This window comes from Vibrio sp. KMM 9700 (assembly GCF_058545285.1).
On sequence record NZ_CM178589.1, the window covers coordinates 2,180,133 to 2,196,361 of the forward strand.

Genomic DNA, 16,229 nt, shown 5'->3' on the forward strand with positions numbered 1-16,229 from the left:
AGTAAGAAATAAAATAGCGAGGCATTGATGTCTAAAATCGGTCTGCAGATGGAAATATTTGATGCGCCAAATTTGTCCCTTGAGCGCATACTGCAAATTGCGGCAAGTTTGCTTGCTGAAAACAAAAGTGAAACGCCACGCTTAGATGCCAGCGTTTTGCTTTGCCATGTGCTCGATAAGCCTCGCAGTTATTTACTTACTTGGCCTGAAAAAACGCTCACATTAGAGCAAACCAATCACTTCCAACAAGTGCTTAAGCGTCGTTTGGAAGGTGAACCTATCGCTTATATTATAGGTGTGCGTGAGTTTTGGTCATTGCCGCTTGAAGTCTCCAGCGCAACCTTGATCCCTCGCGCCGATACTGAGCGTTTGGTTGAACTCGCACTCGAAAAAACCTCTGATCAAGATGGTGATATTTTGGATCTTGGTACAGGCACAGGTGCAATCGCGCTTGCTTTAGCCAGTGAATTGCCACAGCGCAAAGTGATTGGAATTGATTTAATGCAAGAAGCGCAAGAGTTGGCGACGCGTAATGCACAAAATCTAAATATACAAAATGTGAAATTTTTACAAGGCAGTTGGTTTGAGCCTTTTGAAAATACGCTGTTTGCTGGGCCTAAATTCTCTTGTATTGTGAGCAACCCGCCGTATATTGACAAGCATGATCCGCACCTTGCCCGCGGTGATGTGCGTTTTGAGCCGATGAGCGCATTAGTTGCCGCCGATAAAGGCCTTGCTGATTTGCGTTATATTAGCGACAAAGCACGTAATTTTTTGCATGACCAAGGCTGGATTTTGCTCGAACACGGGTATAAGCAAGGCGCAGCAGTAAGAGAAATCTTAAATAGTTTTGGTTATCAAGATGTCGTCACAAGCCAAGATTATGCGCAAAATGACAGAGTCACGCTCGGTCAATGGTTTAAAAACTAATTATCTTAACTATCACGAAAATTGAAATAATAAGCTAAGAAAAGGATAACTTTTATGTACATGGCTCTCAAACACATTCACTTAACCAGCATTGCGTTAAGTGTGCTTCTTTTGACAATTCGCTATGTCTTAATGATGATGGACTCACCATTATTACAAAAGAAATTCTTGAAAGTTGTTCCGCATGTTATTGATACCATTTTATTAACCAGTGGTATTGGGCTAGTTATGTTAACAGGCTTTATGCCGTTTACCGCTAACTTCCCATGGATGACGCAAAAAATCACTTGTGTGCTGGTGTATATCGCACTTGGTTTTGTCGCGCTAAAACTTGGTCGCACTAAGCTTATTCGCAGTATTGCATTTTTTGGCGCACTCGGCTGGTTATATTGGGCGGCGCACTTGGCGATGACAAAAGTCGCAACGTTTTAATTATCATTATTTAAATGGGTGAAACTTGTATGTCTGATGAGAATTTCGAATCTATTTTAGATCTAGATTTAGACAGCTTAAGTTTATTTGATGGCGCAATGGCGTTAAATGCAGCTATCGATCCTAGCTTTGATCGCTTTTGGGTTGAAGCCAAGCTAACCCAAATGGTGTTTGAATTAGAAGATATCTTAATTGCGCAGCAAGATGAGTCGCAACGCTTAGACGCTTTATTGCGCCATTTTTATCAAGTTTGGGGATTTAGCGCGGATATTGAAACCAGTTATCTCTCAAAAAATCAATTTATAGACAAGGTTATCGAGAGCCGTCAAGGCATTCCCGTCTCCCTTGGCACTGTCTTATTGTATTTTTGTGAGCACTTTAATTTACCTGTGCATGGGGTACTTTTCCCTAGCCAACTGATTTTACGTGTTGATTGTGAAGGCCAACATCCTTATTACATCGACCCGTCCAATGGTGAGCGCTTAAGCAAGCATACCTTAACTGCGTGGCTCAAAGGTTATTATGGCCCATTAGCAAGTTTAAAACCCGAGCATTTTGAAACGATCGATCCACCTAGTATTTTAGGCCGCTGGCTTGCGATCATGAAGTTCTCACTGCTAAACGAGAAAAAGTTTGATTTAGCTTTAAATTGCTGTGATTTAGCTTTAAGCTTTGCGCCAGATGATCCGCATGAAATTCGCGATCGTGGTCATATCTATCAAATGATCGAGTATAATCAAATGGCTGCTGATGATTTTGAATATTTCGTTGAGCAATGTCCCGACGATCCCGCAGCCAAGATGCTACATTTGCAAGCATTAATTTTAAAGCATGATAGTGTCGTGCTTCATTAATATTCTAGAGGTTAGCAATGCAACATAAAACAGTTCAGGTTGGTGATATTCCAGTTGCCAACGACAAGCCATTTACCCTTTTTGCAGGCATGAATGTGCTTGAGTCGCGCGATTTGGCGATGCAAATTTGTGAGCATTATGTCAAAGTGACTGAAAAGTTAGGCATTCCTTACGTATTTAAAGCATCTTTTGATAAAGCCAACCGCTCTTCGATTCACTCTTATCGTGGTCCTGGCATGGAAGAAGGTCTTAAAATCTTCCAAGAACTAAAAGATACGTTTGGCGTCAAAATCATCACAGATATCCACACTGAAGCACAAGCGCAACCTGTTGCGGACGTCGTGGATGTGATCCAATTGCCAGCATTTTTGGCGCGTCAAACTGATCTCGTTGAAGCGATGGCAAAAACTGGTGCTGTGATCAATGTGAAGAAACCTCAGTTTATGAGCCCGAACCAAGTTGGCAATATCGTTGATAAATTTGCTGAATGTGGCAATGATAAAATCATCCTTTGTGAGCGTGGCGCGTGCATGGGTTATGACAACTTAGTTGTAGATATGCTTGGCTTTGGCGTGATGAAGAAAGTATCAAACGGTAGCCCAATCATTTTTGATGTGACCCATGCTTTGCAAATGCGTGACCCATCAGGCGCTGCATCTGGTGGTCGTCGTGAGCAAACGGTTGAACTTGCTAAAGCAGGTCTTGCAACTGGCATCGCTGGTCTATTTTTAGAGGCGCACCCAAATCCAGAAAAAGCACTCTGTGATGGACCATCTGCATTGCCACTTGATAAGCTTGAGCCTTTCCTTGCTCAAATGAAGTCTTTAGATGATTTGATTAAAGGTTTTGAGCATATTGATATCAAATAGGATTTTTATCTCTATTTAAGATATTAAAAAAAGAATCTATAAATTTTTAAAGCCGATCGCAGGATTGGCTTTTTTTGTGCTTAAAATCCTATATATTTCCTAAACTTAACCTTTTCCATGTCAGGACGTATTCTGATATGATTTGAGCTTGTTTGTCCCTCTATCAATTAAAGGATTATTCTTGATGAAAAACTTCAAACTTAAAGCCTCAGTGTTAGCGCTTTCTATTGCCGCAATTGCGGGCTGTTCAAGTACACCAGATCATTGGCAACAAGACGAAATTTATCAAATCACAGTCTTACATACTAATGATCACCATGGTCGTTTCTGGGAAAGCAAGGACGGTGAATACGGCATGGCTGCACGTAAAACACTCGTTGATAATATTCGCAAAGAAGTTAAATCAGAAGGTGGTAGCGTATTACTTTTATCTGGTGGTGACATCAACACAGGTGTACCAGAATCAGACCTTTTAGACGCTGAACCTGATTTTAAAGGCATGAATGCGATTGGTTATGATGCGATGGCCGTCGGTAACCATGAATTTGATAACCCGCTTGATGTCCTCATGAAGCAAGAAGATTGGGCGAACTTCCCAATGCTTGCGGCAAATATTTATAACAAGCAAACCGGCGAGCGTCTTTTCCCTGCTTACCATATCTTCAATAAGCAAGGCATTAAAATCGCAGTGATCGGTTTAACCACGGAAGATACAGCGAAAATTGGTAACCCAGAATATATTGGCGATGTTGAGTTTCGTGATCCAAAAGAAGAAGCGAAAAAGGTTATTGCAGAGCTAAAAGCAAATGAAAAGCCTGATCTTATCTTTGCTGCAACCCACATGGGTCACTATGACAATGGCAAGCATGGCTCAAATGCACCGGGTGATGTAGCGCTGGCACGTTATCTAAATGAAGGTGATCTGGATATGATCATCGGTGGTCACTCACAAGATCCTGTGTGTATGGAAACCACTGCGCGTAGCGTTGAGAACTATCAACCGGGTGATGCTTGTGTGCCGGATAAACAAAACGGAACTTGGATTGTGCAAGCACACGAGTGGGGCAAATATGTTGGCCGCGCGGATTACACCTTCCAAAACGGTGAGTTAACCCTTGTTAGCTATAATCTTATCCCAGTTAACTTGAAGAAGAAAATCGAGCTTAACGGTGAAGAGCAAAAAGTATTTATCGGCGAAGAAATCAAGCAAGATCAAAAGCTGCGCAATGAGCTTGAAAAATACCAAGAGCAAGGCCAAGAAAAGCTAAATGTTCAGATTGCCGAGTCGAATGGCAAACTTGAAGGCGACCGTAATGTGGTTCGCTTTAAGCAAACTAACCTTGGGCGTTTAATTGCAACCGCGCACATGCAAAAAGTGGGCGCAGACTTTGCGGTCATGAACTCAGGTGGCGTGCGTGACTCGATTGCAGCAGGGCCAATCACATATAAAGATGTGTTAACTGTTCAGCCATTTGGCAATATTGTCAGCTATATGGATATGACAGGTCGTGAAGTTTTAGATTACTTACAAGTTGTAGGTACAAAACAAGTTGATTCAGGTGCTTACGCTCAGTTTGCAAATGTTTCAATGACGGTCAAAGGTGATACGATTTCAAATGTGAAGATTGGCGGCAAAGCGATTGATCTAAACAAAACCTATCGTTTTACTATCCCAAGCTTTAACGCTGCCGGCGGTGACGGTTATCCGAAAGTTTCAGACAAAGCTGGCTATGTAAACACTGGCTTTGTGGATGCTGAAGTATTGAAAGATTTCCTTGAGCAAAACAGCCCAATTGATGTCAATGATTTTGAACCAAAAGGTGAGATCACTTATCTTTAATCATTTAAATCTGACATAAATAGGTTTAACATTTAAGCTCCCATCTATCATTGGATTTGATATTTGGGAGTTTTTTTATATGCGCTAAACTTTATATACCCAAAGCAAAGCTATTGATTAGAAATAGGAAAAACAGATGACTCCGGCAATTAACTTAGCGAAAAAGAAAAAAGTCCCGCACACCATTCATCAATATCAGCATGATCCAAGTGAGCAAAGCTATGGTTTGGAAGCTGCCAATGCATTGGGTCAAAATCCTGATCAAGTGTTCAAAACTTTGTTATTTAGTGTCAATGGTGAACCGAAAAACTTAGGCGTTGCTGTGATCCCTGTGAGTCATACGTTAAATCTAAAGCAAGCGGCAAAAGCTTTTGGCGCGAAAAAAGCAGAAATGGCAGACCCAAAAGTAGCCCAAACTGTGACGGGGTATGTCGTGGGAGGAATTAGTCCTTTGGGGCAAAAAAAAGCACTCCCAACATTTATCGATGAGAGTGCCTTAAATTTTGAATCCATTTGCGTTAGCGCCGGCAAACGTGGCCTTGAGATTGAACTTGCAGCCAAAGATTTAGCGAGCCTTACCCGTGGTAAGTTTGCGGCTTTGATTAATTAAAAAGTTAATATTTTCAATTAGTAATATTGCGAAACTTTAAAGTATAGGTGGAGCAAATATCAGCGCTGCAAAGTAAAGCGAACACATGGATGTGTGAGCAGAGCGTACCAAGGATGGCTGAGAGCGGCTTTGCTTAGTCGATATTGGTCCACCTATGCTAAGCCACTTCATTCTATTTGTTATATCTTGCTGCCTTGCTACGCTGATATTTTTTCCACCTACACCTAGATCAGTTACGCAAAAGCATTTAATCAAAAAGAAATGACCCTACACCTACATCAGTGCCTATATCGCTAAGTCATTAGAGCAAATTACTTAGCCTTCGGTACCCACTTCTTAATCTTACTCGCATTTGGGCTAAAGCTTGGCTTCGAGTCTTTCGCTTTCGGATTCTTATTTAAACTGCGATTGCCAGTTGATTTCGCATTTGCACCAGATCGCTTGCTTGCGCCAGGGCGACGTTCAAACTCACCTTTCGCGCGGTAAGTTTTAAATTCTTGTGGCTGAGAAGGGCGGTTGTCTTTTTGCGCTTGCTTATCTTGCTCACGCGCATCAAAGAGTTTTGCATCCGTCGCTTTTTTATGCCCATCGAGCTTAGACGCATCTTCGGTTTTACTCGAATCCGCAATCAAGCGATGAATTTCATCAATCTCATCTTGAGTTAAATAACGCCATTTGCCATTTGGCAGGCCTTCAATCGAGATATTCATAATGCGCACGCGACGCAGTTTATAAACATCATAGCCAAGCGCTTCACACATGCGGCGAATTTGACGGTTCAAACCTTGGGTTAAGGTAATACGAAATGAATAAGGCGTTTCCTTTTCCACTGCGCAAGGCAAGGTCACAGTATCTAAAATCTCAACGCCTTGCGACATCTTGGTGATAAATTCATCTGTGATAGGCTTGTCGACACGTACCACATATTCTTTCTCGTGATTATTCCCTGCGCGCAGAATTTTATTCACGATATCGCCATCATTGGTCAAGAAAATCAAACCATCAGAGGGTTTATCTAAACGTCCAATTGGGAAAATACGTTTATGATGACCAATAAAATCAATGATATTGCCTTCCACGTCACGCTCAGTGGTACAAGTGATCCCTGTTGGTTTATTTAGCGCAATGTAGATAGGTTTTTCTTTCGCGCGAATCGGCTTGCCATCCACGCAAACTTCATCATCTGGACTGGCTTTCATTCCCATTTCAGGCACTTTGCCATTAATCGTGACGCGACCATCAGCAATTAGTCTGTCGGCTTCACGACGTGAGCAAAAGCCAGAATCACTAATAAATTTATTTAAACGAACAAGGGGAGTTTGATTTGTAGAGGGCATAATTTTCTCGATAAACGTTTCACAACGGTAAGTAAGTTTCACAACAATCAATCATAACCAAGGAGTGGCTAGATTTTAGGCAGCGCAGTGTAGCAAGTTTTGCAAATAAAGTCACTGTTAGGCACTAGGTTTTATGTTTATCTTTTGCTCAATTTGGCGTTTTCCAAGCCAAGTTGTTGGATTATTGAATTCTTAGTGAAAAAGCAGATGCAAAAGAGTTGTTTTTTAACGAAAGAGTGACTATAAAAGAAAAAGTGTTCACTGGAAAAGCGGGGCAATTATGTTTGAAAATGATGATGAAATGGCACTCTTTCAAGAGATGATGCAAGATGTAAAACCCCTGAAACAAGATACCTGTATTAATTTACAAAAAAATGAGGTAACCCAGACACATAAAATTCGTCAACACGCAGCCGTGACCTTAATGCAGCAAACTCAAGATGGTTTGTCGATTGATGATGCGCCACCGGTTAAGCCAGAAGATGTGATTAGCTTTAAGCGTGATGGTGTCCAAGAAGGTGTGCATAGAAAGCTGCGTTTAGGTAAGTATCAGCTCAATGCGCGGCTTGATTTGCATAAGATGACACTAACCCAAGCGCGTGATGAAGTGGTTGGCTTTTTACGCCAAGCGCAAAAATATGATAGCCGCAGCGTGATTATCGTCCACGGTAAAGGCGCCAAATCAAACCCACCCGCATTAATGAAAAGCCATATTGCTAATTGGCTGACTCAAATTGAAGAAGTCTTATGTTATCACTCGGCGTTGCCGCAACATGGTGGCACTGGCGCTGTGTATGTATTGCTGCGTAAAAGCGCTGAAAAAAAAGCCGAGAACCGCGAGCGTCATCAAAAACGACTTGCAAGTTAACTCGACTCTTATTTTTCTACTTATGATTGTAGTTTATGATTCTTGATTGGTTTTGAACACACAATGTTGGGCAAAATCAATCATTTCATTTGCTGTTAAATCGCCTTTTGGCTTCGCCTTAATTTGATCACACCAAGCCTGTGTTCCGACCGCTGGGGCACAGGCTGCCAGTGTTAGTGTCGCTGCAACTAAAACAAGTATTTTCTTCATTTGATTCACTTTATCATCCATAAACTTAGCTTTGATTGTACCAAGTTCCGAGCTTAGATCTAGTTAAAACTTGTAGCTATAAGACAAGTTAAAGAAATCAATTCCAGGATTGTGTTTATAGATACTTCCATTTGAGTAATGCAAATAAGTTGTTGAAATAGTATGTCGACGATCTGCGCCATATCTAAATGCAAGTCCAATTCTATCTTCGAATATGAAATGGCCGCCTAAGTTTTTAGTTCCAAATTTATGATCATTTAATAAAAAGGCTGGTGCTATTCCTCCTTCAAACATGACATCAACTGATTGCGTTTTATATACGGGATAACGAAAGATAGGAGCAAGGGATATAATAAAGAGATCATTATGCTTGCTTTCATCTATTTTTGTATTCGCAAGATGAAAATAGTTGAAGCTAGCTTCGGTAATAAATTCAAGATCTGGTGCCCACTTTTTAAAGGTATCAAAGTAGCCTTGGTATGCAAGTTTCACTCCTCTAGTATCGCCACTAGTGTTGCCATCTTCTCCATAAGCTAAATGAAAAGCTATCCCTGTATCAACAAGCTCAGCATTCACCTGAAAAGAGGTAAAAAGCACAGGTGATAAGAATAAAATAAGTAAAGAATTTTTATTTAATAATTTCATAGAATATAGCCTTTCAATTATATTAATTTATTATTATAAAATTAATTATAAGCGTCATATATATTTGATAGTTAATCTAGATCATATTTAAATTGAAATGGTAAAATGTATTTACTCTTATAAGATTAATAATTTGTTCCTTTTGTAAAGGATTATTTATTTGATTGTTAAATTAGATGTGAATTTTTATATTTAACATATCGAATAAGTTTCTATATCTATATATCTTGATAAAGCATAACTGTTTAAATCAGTTTTATGACGGCTATGTTTAGGTTGAATTTTGAGCAGGCTTGGTTAGCTTGACGCTTTTCTGCAGAGATAAACATTTTTGCAACTTTATCCAAGTGGCGAGCAGTGCTAGAATGGCGTGGATTTTCTAAGTGGTAGGGCAGGCTTTCAAATTCCTGCCACGAAAACTTTAGTATTTGATTGATCCCAATTTAAAGGTAACTTCAATGACAGTTAAAACTCGTTTTGCTCCAAGCCCAACAGGCTTTCTGCACGTAGGTGGCGCACGTACTGCGCTGTACTCTTGGCTTTATGCGAAAAATCAAGGCGGCGAATTTGTGCTGCGTATTGAAGATACAGACCTTGAACGTTCAACTCAAGAAGCTGTCGACGCTATTCTAGAAGGCATGGAGTGGATGGGTTTAAATTGGGATGAAGGTCCTTATTACCAAACCAAGCGTTTTGACCGTTATAACGAATGTGTCGATAAACTTCTTGCCGAAGGCAAAGCCTATCCTTGTTATGCAAGCAAAGAGCTTTTAGATGAAGTGCGCGCAGAGCAAGAAGCAAATAAACAAATGGCGCGTTACGATGCGAACCATCCAAAAATCAAAGCTGCGAATGACGCTGCGAAAGATGGTGATCCATGTGTGATCCGCTTTAAAAACCCAACTGAGGGTAGCGTTGTTTTTGATGATCAAATCCGTGGCCGCATTGAAATCTCAAACAGCCAGCTTGATGATTTGATTATTCGTCGTACCGATGGTTCACCAACTTATAACTTCTGCGTTGTGGTTGATGACTGGGATATGGGCATCACACATGTTGTACGTGGTGAAGATCATATCAACAACACGCCACGTCAAATCAACATCTATAACGCACTTGGCGCACCAGTGCCTACTTTTGCGCACTGTGCAATGATCTTAGGTGATGATGGTGCGAAACTATCAAAACGTCACGGCGCTGTGGGTGTGATGGAATATCGCAACCAAGGTTATCTGCCAAATGCACTGAACAACTATTTAGTGCGTTTAGGTTGGTCACATGGCGACCAAGAAATCTTCTCAACAGAAGAAATGATCAAGCTATTTAGCCTAGATGCTATCTCTAAATCAGCTTCAGCATTTAACACTGAAAAGCTAAACTGGTTGAATAACCACTATATCAAAACATCTGATCCTGCGTATGTTGCCGAGCACTTACAATGGCACCTAGATGAGCAACAAATCGATACAGCAAACGGTCCAGACGTAAAAGAAGTGATTGCGCTAGTCGGTGAGCGTTGTAATACGCTAGTTGAACTTGCAAGCCAAATCCGTTATTTCTATGAAGATTTTAGCGAGTTTGATGCAGCGGCAGCTAAAAAACACCTTCGCGGCGTAGCCAAAGCGCCACTAGAACTTGCACTGGAAAAAGTTGAAGCGCTAGAAGATTTCACAACTGAAAATATCCATGAGCAAGTGATTAATGCAGTTTGCACTGAGCTAGAAGTGGGTATGGGTAAAGTCGGCATGCCACTTCGCGTAGCCGTGACAGGTGGTGGTCAATCTCCATCAGTCGATGCGGTAATGGCGCTAGTAGGTAAAGATCGCGTGAAGGCGCGTATTCAAATGGCGCTTGAGTTTATTGAAGCGCGTGAGGCTGCAGCGCAATAATTACTCTTCATCACTGAAGCGACAACGGCGTTAACTGCGCTGCTTCGCCCTAGTCACATATTCTTATATGCTCCTAGGGTCTCATAAAATAATTAAGCCCTAGTGTAATTTTTCACTAGGGCTTTTCTATGGGTTTATTTTATGGATATTGTTAGAGCATATCAGTTAAGGCAATCCCGACTCCGATACGATTTTGACTATTATTATAATCAATCAAACTCTCACCATAACCTGTTGTATATTGTACAAATCCACGCAAACGCCCATAAAGTGGGAAGGTGAAGCCAAGTTCGGCATAACCTTTATGGTATTTAAAGTTTTGTCTGCCTAAGAATGAAAACTCATAATCTCGCCACTGATAGGCCGCAGTTAATTCAAAGTGACCCATATAATGTTCAATATCTGGGTTATCATCCCCATCAGAATCGTCAGGATCGCTTTTATCATCTTCAGGTAAACGCCACCAAGGTTGCAGCGCAATCGCTAGGTTTTCTTGTTCATACAAAAAGCTAGTATAAAGTCGGTTCCAACTTCTTGATAACTCTTGGCTTTGGCCATTTGATTGGTGCTCAATCCCAAAGGCAAGCCAAGTACGCCCACCCATAGGCTCCCAAGATGTTGGCGCGACATAAAAAAGTTCAGGCCGATAGTTGGTCTCACGAAACGGGCGTGAAATATTATCAGCATAAACCTGCCACCAAGATTTGAGTGTAAAGCCAAAAAATAAGCCATCGTCTTCAAAGAAAATATCATCATAATTGACGGGCACTTTAAAGCTTATCTGAAACTTAGCTTCTTGCTTTTTGTTTTCGCCTTCAAACTTAGTCCCGACATATGCTTCTTCATTGATGTCATCCATGTAACTTATTGGCAGGATATAATTCATTCGGTGCGGGATGATCACATAAGGATCAAAGGCATTTGCTCGCTCACGTTCACGGCGATTGGTGATAGCTAAATCTTCTTGCTGCGGCTCTTCGCCGTTAGCGCTTGTTTTAAAGCTTTCAAGCTCCGCTGCTTTTTCAACACTTGCGACTGTGTTTGATTCTTCTTGATGCTTGGCTTGCAGGTCATCACTAGGCGTTTGGCGTGCCGGTTTGATTTCACAAAAATCACGGATCTCACCTAAAGTTTTGTTTGCTGCTTGGGTCTTCATTTGCTCGAGTAAACAAGCGTCATCCGCCCATGCTAGGGGGCTTAGGAAACTTGAGCATAGGAGCGCCAAGTAATGTTTTGAAGCTATGTTTTTCGGCGCAGGTTTAGGCACTGCGACAGTGGAAAGTTTGGTTTGAGTGGTCAATCCTTGCCCCTTGATTCCGATATCAATACATCGTATTTATCTTTGATTCTGAATGAATTTTAAACCTTAAGTTAGGCGCTGACTAGGTTTTAGCTAATATTTTTGGATACTGAAAATATATTTTGAAAATTTTTGCTTGTCATGATCTCGATCAATTACTTTTTTCAGATTTCGTGAAATAGGAATAATTATCATTAACTTTTCAATTAAATTGATATAGAATAAATCCAACTTTTCATGCTAGGTGATAATGCCTTACATTCGTTTTCAATTTTTGGACGCTAACATGTTGTTTTTTAATAATAAATCAAAATTAGCTCGCGTAAGACAAGATTTATCTTTATGCGTGCTTAGCTCAAGCTTGCTCGTGAGTCTGCCAAGCTTTGCCGATGCGCTAGATACCGCACGTATCATCGAGACGCAAACCAACCAAGAAGCTATCAATGCTCAACAAAAAATCAATCAAAATGCAGATAAAACTCTTGATATGCAGACTCAGATTGAACAAATGAAAGAGCAGATTGAAAACCAAAGTATTTATCAAAAGCATCTTCAAACATTAGTTGAAAGCCAGCAAGCCGAGCTTGAAAAAGCGCAACGTGAGCGTGAGCAAATGAGTCAAACCCGTGAAGGGATTGTGCCGCTTATGTACCGTATGCTTGCAGGGCTCGAAGATCTACAAACCCAATCAGCATTGCCGTATAAAACCACGATTCGTCAAGAACGCCTGCAAAAATTGAAAGATTTAATGGCGCGCGCGGATGTCAGTGAGGCGGAGAAATTTCGTCGCATTTTAGAGGCATATCAAATCGAAGTCGATTACGGTAACAAACTTTCGACTTATCAAGATGAAATTGAAATTGCAGCCGGCGACAAGCGTGAAGTCGAACTATTGGCACTCGGTCAAGTCAGCCTGATTGCACGCAGTCAAGATCAGCAAACTCATTGGCTATGGTCAAATGAGCAAAAAGCATGGCAAGAAATGGATGCAAATCAAGTGATGATGGCAAACCGCGCGTTTGAATTAGCCCTTGGCAAACTCGCACCTGAAATGGTTGATTTACCACTGTCAGCAAGCGTGCAAACAAACTCTGATGCACTGGCGCAAACGAAAGCGCTGGCGAGCAAAGAAGCCGTGATTCCATCTTTAAATAATGACGAAAATGCAGATGAAGCAAGCCTTGCTGCTGTGGACGCAACTGCATCAGATGAACAAACAGTGCAAGCACAAGAAAGTGCGAATACGGAGAAAAAATAATGAAGAAGTTTAAACTTGCACTGGTTTCAAGCCTTTTAATTTCAAGCTTTGCCGCGCAAAACGTGTTAGCTGATGACATTAACCAGCTAGATGACAAAGCCAAAGCAACTCAACAAGTTGAGCAATCCATTAATGCCAAGCGCGTTCAAGTCAGCGAAGCGGATCGCGCAAAAATGCAAGCAGAGTACGACAAGCTTGCTGGCGAACTTTCTCAAATTAAAGAAAAAAATGCAGCGCTGAGTGAAACCTTTAGCGCGAATGAAGCACAACTTGCTGAGCTTAATCAAAACCTTGAGCTTGAAACAGGTAGCCTTGGGGAAGTTTTTGGTGTGGCGCGACAAGCAGCGAAAAGCTTACATGATGCGTATCAAACCTCATACCTTGCAGGCGATGGCGCTGAGTTTGATAAAACCTTAGTTAAAGTTATTGATACCGAAGCGCTGCCTTCAATGGCGGACTTGACCAATCTTTGGCAAGCGGCAGATTACAAAGCGCGTAGCGCAGCAGAAGTTGTCAAACAAGATCTCGCATTTGTGCAAGGCGATGGCAGCAAACAAGATAAACCCGTTGTGCGAGTCGGTGACATGGCACTTCTTGGCGAGTCAGGCTTTTTAACTTGGGACTTTAGCCGCCAACAAGCTGCGCCTTATTTAGCTCAGCCAAGTGATTCAGCGACCATTGCAAGCGTTGAAGCGGGCGAGCCATTACTACTTGACCCAAGCCGTGGTGAGCTTATCAGCCAATATGCGAACAAGCCAAGCTTGATGCAGCGTATCGACCAATCAGGCGCCGTCGGCAAAATGATTATTGTGCTCCTACTTATCGGCCTTGGCATCGCAGCAGTGCGTGGTTTTGTCCTAAGTAAAACCCAAGGGCAAATCAAAAAGCAGCTAAAAGATCCGCAAAACCCAAGCGATAACCCACTTGGCAATATCTTAAATGTGTATAACAAAGAGAAGCATCAATCGATTAATTCGCTTGAATTGCGTCTGCTTGAAACTATTTTAGATGAGCAGCATGGTCTTGAGCGTGGTTTGTCGATGCTGAAACTTCTAGCAGCGCTTGCGCCTATGCTTGGTCTACTTGGTACTGTAACTGGTATGATTCAAACCTTCCAAGTGATCACTGAGTTTGGTAATGGCGACCCGAAAGTCATGGCTGGCGGGATCTCAATGGCATTGACGACGACGGTTCTTGGTCTGGTTGCGGCAATTCCTTTATTGCTCGCACACAATCTACTTTCTAACCGCGCAGAAGCGATTCGCGGCATTTTAGAAAAACAAGGCGTGAGCTTAGTGGCTGAGCAAGCGGAAGAAGCAGATGAAAAAGCGGCTCAAAACCTAGCGGCAAACCAAGCGCCACAAAGCCAAACAGCAGGTGCGTAAGATGAATTTCCTCAGCAATTACTTACCCGAATCCCTTGCCAGTTTTATGGCGCAAGGCGGGCATGTGCTGTGGTTTTTAGCTTTTGTTGTCTTTATTTGTTGGTTACTGATTATTGAGCGAGTGCTGTTTTTAAGTTTTAACTACCCAGCACTCAAACAAAAGTTTTTAACCCGTTGGCAAGCCCGCCGTGAGCATGACTCATGGTATGCGCTGGCGCAAAAAGAAGGCATGCTGCAAGAGGCGCATTTAGCTTTAAACCAGCACCTTGATTTTATTAAAGCGCTTGTCACCCTTTGCCCTATGCTTGGGCTGTTAGGTACTGTGACAGGTATGATCCAAGTTTTTGATTTAATGGCAATGTCTGGCAGTAACGATCCTAAGCTGATGGCGTCAGGGATCTCTATGGCGACCCTACCAACGATGGCAGGAATGGTCGCAGCACTTGCAGGCTTGTTTGCGCATTCACGAATTGTGAAAGTGGCGACACGCAAGGCATTACATTTAGAACAGCAATTAAGGAGCGGCGGATGCGATTAATTCGTCAAGCAAAAGCAAAAGAAGAAGCACAAGTTGATTTAACCTCGATGCTCGACATCGTTTTTATCATGTTGATTTTCTTTATCGTGACGAGCTCGTTTGTGAACGAGTCAGGGGTTGAGGTGAATCGCCCACAAGCGCAAAACTCAACCGCGCAAGATAATGCGGGTATTTTTGTTGCCGTGACCGCTGATAACGCTATTTTTATCGACAAAAAACAAGTTGATATTGAGCGCGTCAGTGCAAGTCTAGCGCAGCTTATCACGGATAAACCTGATCCTAGCCTGGTGATCCAAGCGGATGAACATGCGTATAACGGAACGGTTGTAAAAGTGATGGACGCTGCCAAAGGGGCAGGGATCAGCAAAATAGCTCTTGCAACAGAGAATAAATAGCGCGCAACCGAAAATAAATAGAGATGACGATGGATATGGCAAGTAAAGAGGTTGGCTTTTTCAACCGAGATAATTTTTTAAATCATAACGGCTTTCGTTATGGCGTTGCTTTGCCTGTGGCTTTAATTGTAGCTTTTGGCTTGTTCTCTTTAATGTCTTGGATGATAGGCCAAGCAAAAAAAGCCCCAGAGACAGAGAAAAAAGCCCGCATTGAAATGATAGTTCAAGAGGTTGATTCAAGCTCGGCAAGTCGTCAGCGCAGTTTACCGGATGCGCCAGCGCAGCCAGAAGTACCGCAAAGCGTTGAAGCGCCACCGCCAGAGATGCCTGAGCCGCAAATAGCTGAGCCAGATATTACGCCGATAACAGATGTAGCTGTCGCTGATGACTTTGGCGTCGATGTGAAAATGCCGTCTTTGGATAACATAGTTGAAAAGCCAAAACCGGTTGAAAAACCAAAGCCACAACCTACGCCTAAGCCTGTAGTTGCCAAAGCGACGCCTGCAAAAGCTGCTGCGCCAGCGCCGGCTAAAGCAGTTGCTGCGACAACAGGCAAAGCTGGAAGTGCAACAGGCCCTGCTGGGGTTGGGCAATCGACTCAAGCGAGCCCAATTTCACGTATTGAGCCAACTTATCCATCGCGCGCATTAAAACGCAATATGGAAGGCTATGTTGTCTTGTCATTTACCATTAATGAGCAAGGCAAACCTGAGGGGATTTCTGTGGTTGAAGCTGTCCCAAATCAAATGTTTTCACGTAATGCGCAACAAGCGCTACGCCGCTGGAAGTACCAACCTAAAATGGTCAATGGTCAAGCGGTGAAGCAGCCGGGGCAAAAAGTGAAAATCGAATTTAAAATTAATCGTTAG

The 16,229-nt window shown here is 42.2% G+C and carries 17 protein-coding genes; 13 read left to right on the forward strand and 4 right to left on the reverse strand.

All coding sequences use genetic code 11. From position 1 onward, the window contains the following. The first annotated feature begins 27 nt into the window (after nt 1-27). The 6 genes from prmC (at nt 28) to ybaK (ending at nt 5,535) form a co-directional block, all read left to right on the forward strand. Nucleotides 28-930 carry a peptide chain release factor N(5)-glutamine methyltransferase gene (prmC, locus tag AC2VOY_RS09765; protein WP_491831137.1) on the forward strand — a complete coding sequence of 301 codons (903 nt, stop codon included), beginning with the start codon at nt 28-30 and terminating at the stop codon, nt 928-930. Between the two features lie 54 nt (nt 931-984). Further along, entirely contained in the window at nt 985-1,362 is a 378-nt protein-coding gene (locus AC2VOY_RS09770) for a SirB2 family protein (protein ID WP_491831138.1), read from the forward strand. Nucleotides 1,363-1,391: 29 nt separating this feature from the next. After that, nucleotides 1,392-2,216 carry a SirB1 family protein gene (locus AC2VOY_RS09775; RefSeq protein ID WP_491831139.1) on the forward strand — a complete coding sequence of 275 codons (825 nt, stop codon included), beginning with the start codon at nt 1,392-1,394 and terminating at the stop codon, nt 2,214-2,216. Between the two features lie 17 nt (nt 2,217-2,233). Continuing rightward, complete coding sequence (gene kdsA, locus AC2VOY_RS09780; protein WP_491831140.1) at nt 2,234-3,085, forward strand: 3-deoxy-8-phosphooctulonate synthase; 852 nt, start codon at nt 2,234-2,236, stop codon at nt 3,083-3,085. Between the two features lie 184 nt (nt 3,086-3,269). Further along, nucleotides 3,270-4,925, forward strand: coding sequence for a bifunctional UDP-sugar hydrolase/5'-nucleotidase UshA (gene ushA / locus AC2VOY_RS09785; RefSeq protein WP_491831141.1), 1,656 nt, complete (start codon nt 3,270-3,272; stop codon nt 4,923-4,925). Between the two features lie 136 nt (nt 4,926-5,061). Then, nucleotides 5,062-5,535: a Cys-tRNA(Pro) deacylase gene (ybaK, locus tag AC2VOY_RS09790; protein WP_491831142.1), complete on the forward strand. Its 474-nt coding sequence runs from the start codon at nt 5,062-5,064 to the stop codon at nt 5,533-5,535. Between the two features lie 311 nt (nt 5,536-5,846). On the opposite strand, the gene rluF is transcribed toward ybaK, so the two are convergent. After that, nucleotides 5,847-6,872 carry a 23S rRNA pseudouridine(2604) synthase RluF gene (rluF, locus tag AC2VOY_RS09795; protein ID WP_491831143.1) on the reverse strand — a complete coding sequence of 342 codons (1,026 nt, stop codon included), beginning with the start codon at nt 6,870-6,872 and terminating at the stop codon, nt 5,847-5,849. Nucleotides 6,873-7,152: 280 nt separating this feature from the next. On the opposite strand from rluF, the gene smrA reads away from it, so the two are divergent. After that, nucleotides 7,153-7,740 carry a DNA endonuclease SmrA gene (gene smrA / locus AC2VOY_RS09800; RefSeq protein WP_491831144.1) on the forward strand — a complete coding sequence of 196 codons (588 nt, stop codon included), beginning with the start codon at nt 7,153-7,155 and terminating at the stop codon, nt 7,738-7,740. 33 nt (nt 7,741-7,773) lie between these two features. Here smrA and AC2VOY_RS09805 read toward each other — a convergent pair whose 3' ends face one another. Together AC2VOY_RS09805 and AC2VOY_RS09810 are read right to left on the reverse strand one after the other, a co-directional pair. After that, entirely contained in the window at nt 7,774-7,971 is a 198-nt protein-coding gene (locus AC2VOY_RS09805) for a DUF3012 domain-containing protein (protein WP_491831146.1), read from the reverse strand. Between the two features lie 42 nt (nt 7,972-8,013). After that, entirely contained in the window at nt 8,014-8,595 is a 582-nt protein-coding gene (locus AC2VOY_RS09810) for an acyloxyacyl hydrolase (protein ID WP_491831148.1), read from the reverse strand. Between the two features lie 458 nt (nt 8,596-9,053). Here AC2VOY_RS09810 and gltX point away from each other — a divergent pair, with 458 nt between their 5' ends. Continuing rightward, nucleotides 9,054-10,484 carry a glutamate--tRNA ligase gene (gltX, locus tag AC2VOY_RS09815; RefSeq protein ID WP_491831150.1) on the forward strand — a complete coding sequence of 477 codons (1,431 nt, stop codon included), beginning with the start codon at nt 9,054-9,056 and terminating at the stop codon, nt 10,482-10,484. A gap of 151 nt (nt 10,485-10,635) precedes the next feature. Here the strand turns inward: gltX and AC2VOY_RS09820 are convergent, their stop codons facing one another. Next, on the reverse strand, nt 10,636-11,727 hold the full coding sequence (locus tag AC2VOY_RS09820) for a phospholipase A (RefSeq protein WP_491833072.1): 1,092 nt from the start codon (nt 11,725-11,727) through the stop codon (nt 10,636-10,638). Nucleotides 11,728-12,070: 343 nt separating this feature from the next. Between AC2VOY_RS09820 and AC2VOY_RS09825 the strand changes: the two genes are divergently transcribed. The 5 genes from AC2VOY_RS09825 to AC2VOY_RS09845 are packed head-to-tail and all read left to right on the forward strand — an operon-like array spanning nt 12,071 to nt 16,229. Next, entirely contained in the window at nt 12,071-13,042 is a 972-nt protein-coding gene (locus AC2VOY_RS09825) for a DUF3450 domain-containing protein (RefSeq protein ID WP_491831151.1), read from the forward strand. Continuing rightward, nucleotides 13,042-14,427 carry a MotA/TolQ/ExbB proton channel family protein gene (locus tag AC2VOY_RS09830; RefSeq protein WP_491831152.1) on the forward strand — a complete coding sequence of 462 codons (1,386 nt, stop codon included), beginning with the start codon at nt 13,042-13,044 and terminating at the stop codon, nt 14,425-14,427. Before AC2VOY_RS09825 ends, AC2VOY_RS09830 begins: the two co-directional genes overlap by 1 nt. Before the next feature lies 1 nt (nt 14,428). Continuing rightward, entirely contained in the window at nt 14,429-14,965 is a 537-nt protein-coding gene (locus AC2VOY_RS09835) for a MotA/TolQ/ExbB proton channel family protein (RefSeq protein WP_491831154.1), read from the forward strand. Then, a complete protein-coding gene (locus tag AC2VOY_RS09840; protein WP_491831155.1) occupies nt 14,956-15,360 on the forward strand; it encodes an ExbD/TolR family protein in 405 nt (134 codons plus the stop codon). The genes AC2VOY_RS09835 and AC2VOY_RS09840 overlap by 10 nt, the downstream gene beginning before the upstream one ends. A gap of 29 nt (nt 15,361-15,389) precedes the next feature. After that, nucleotides 15,390-16,229: an energy transducer TonB gene (locus AC2VOY_RS09845; RefSeq protein ID WP_491831156.1), complete on the forward strand. Its 840-nt coding sequence runs from the start codon at nt 15,390-15,392 to the stop codon at nt 16,227-16,229.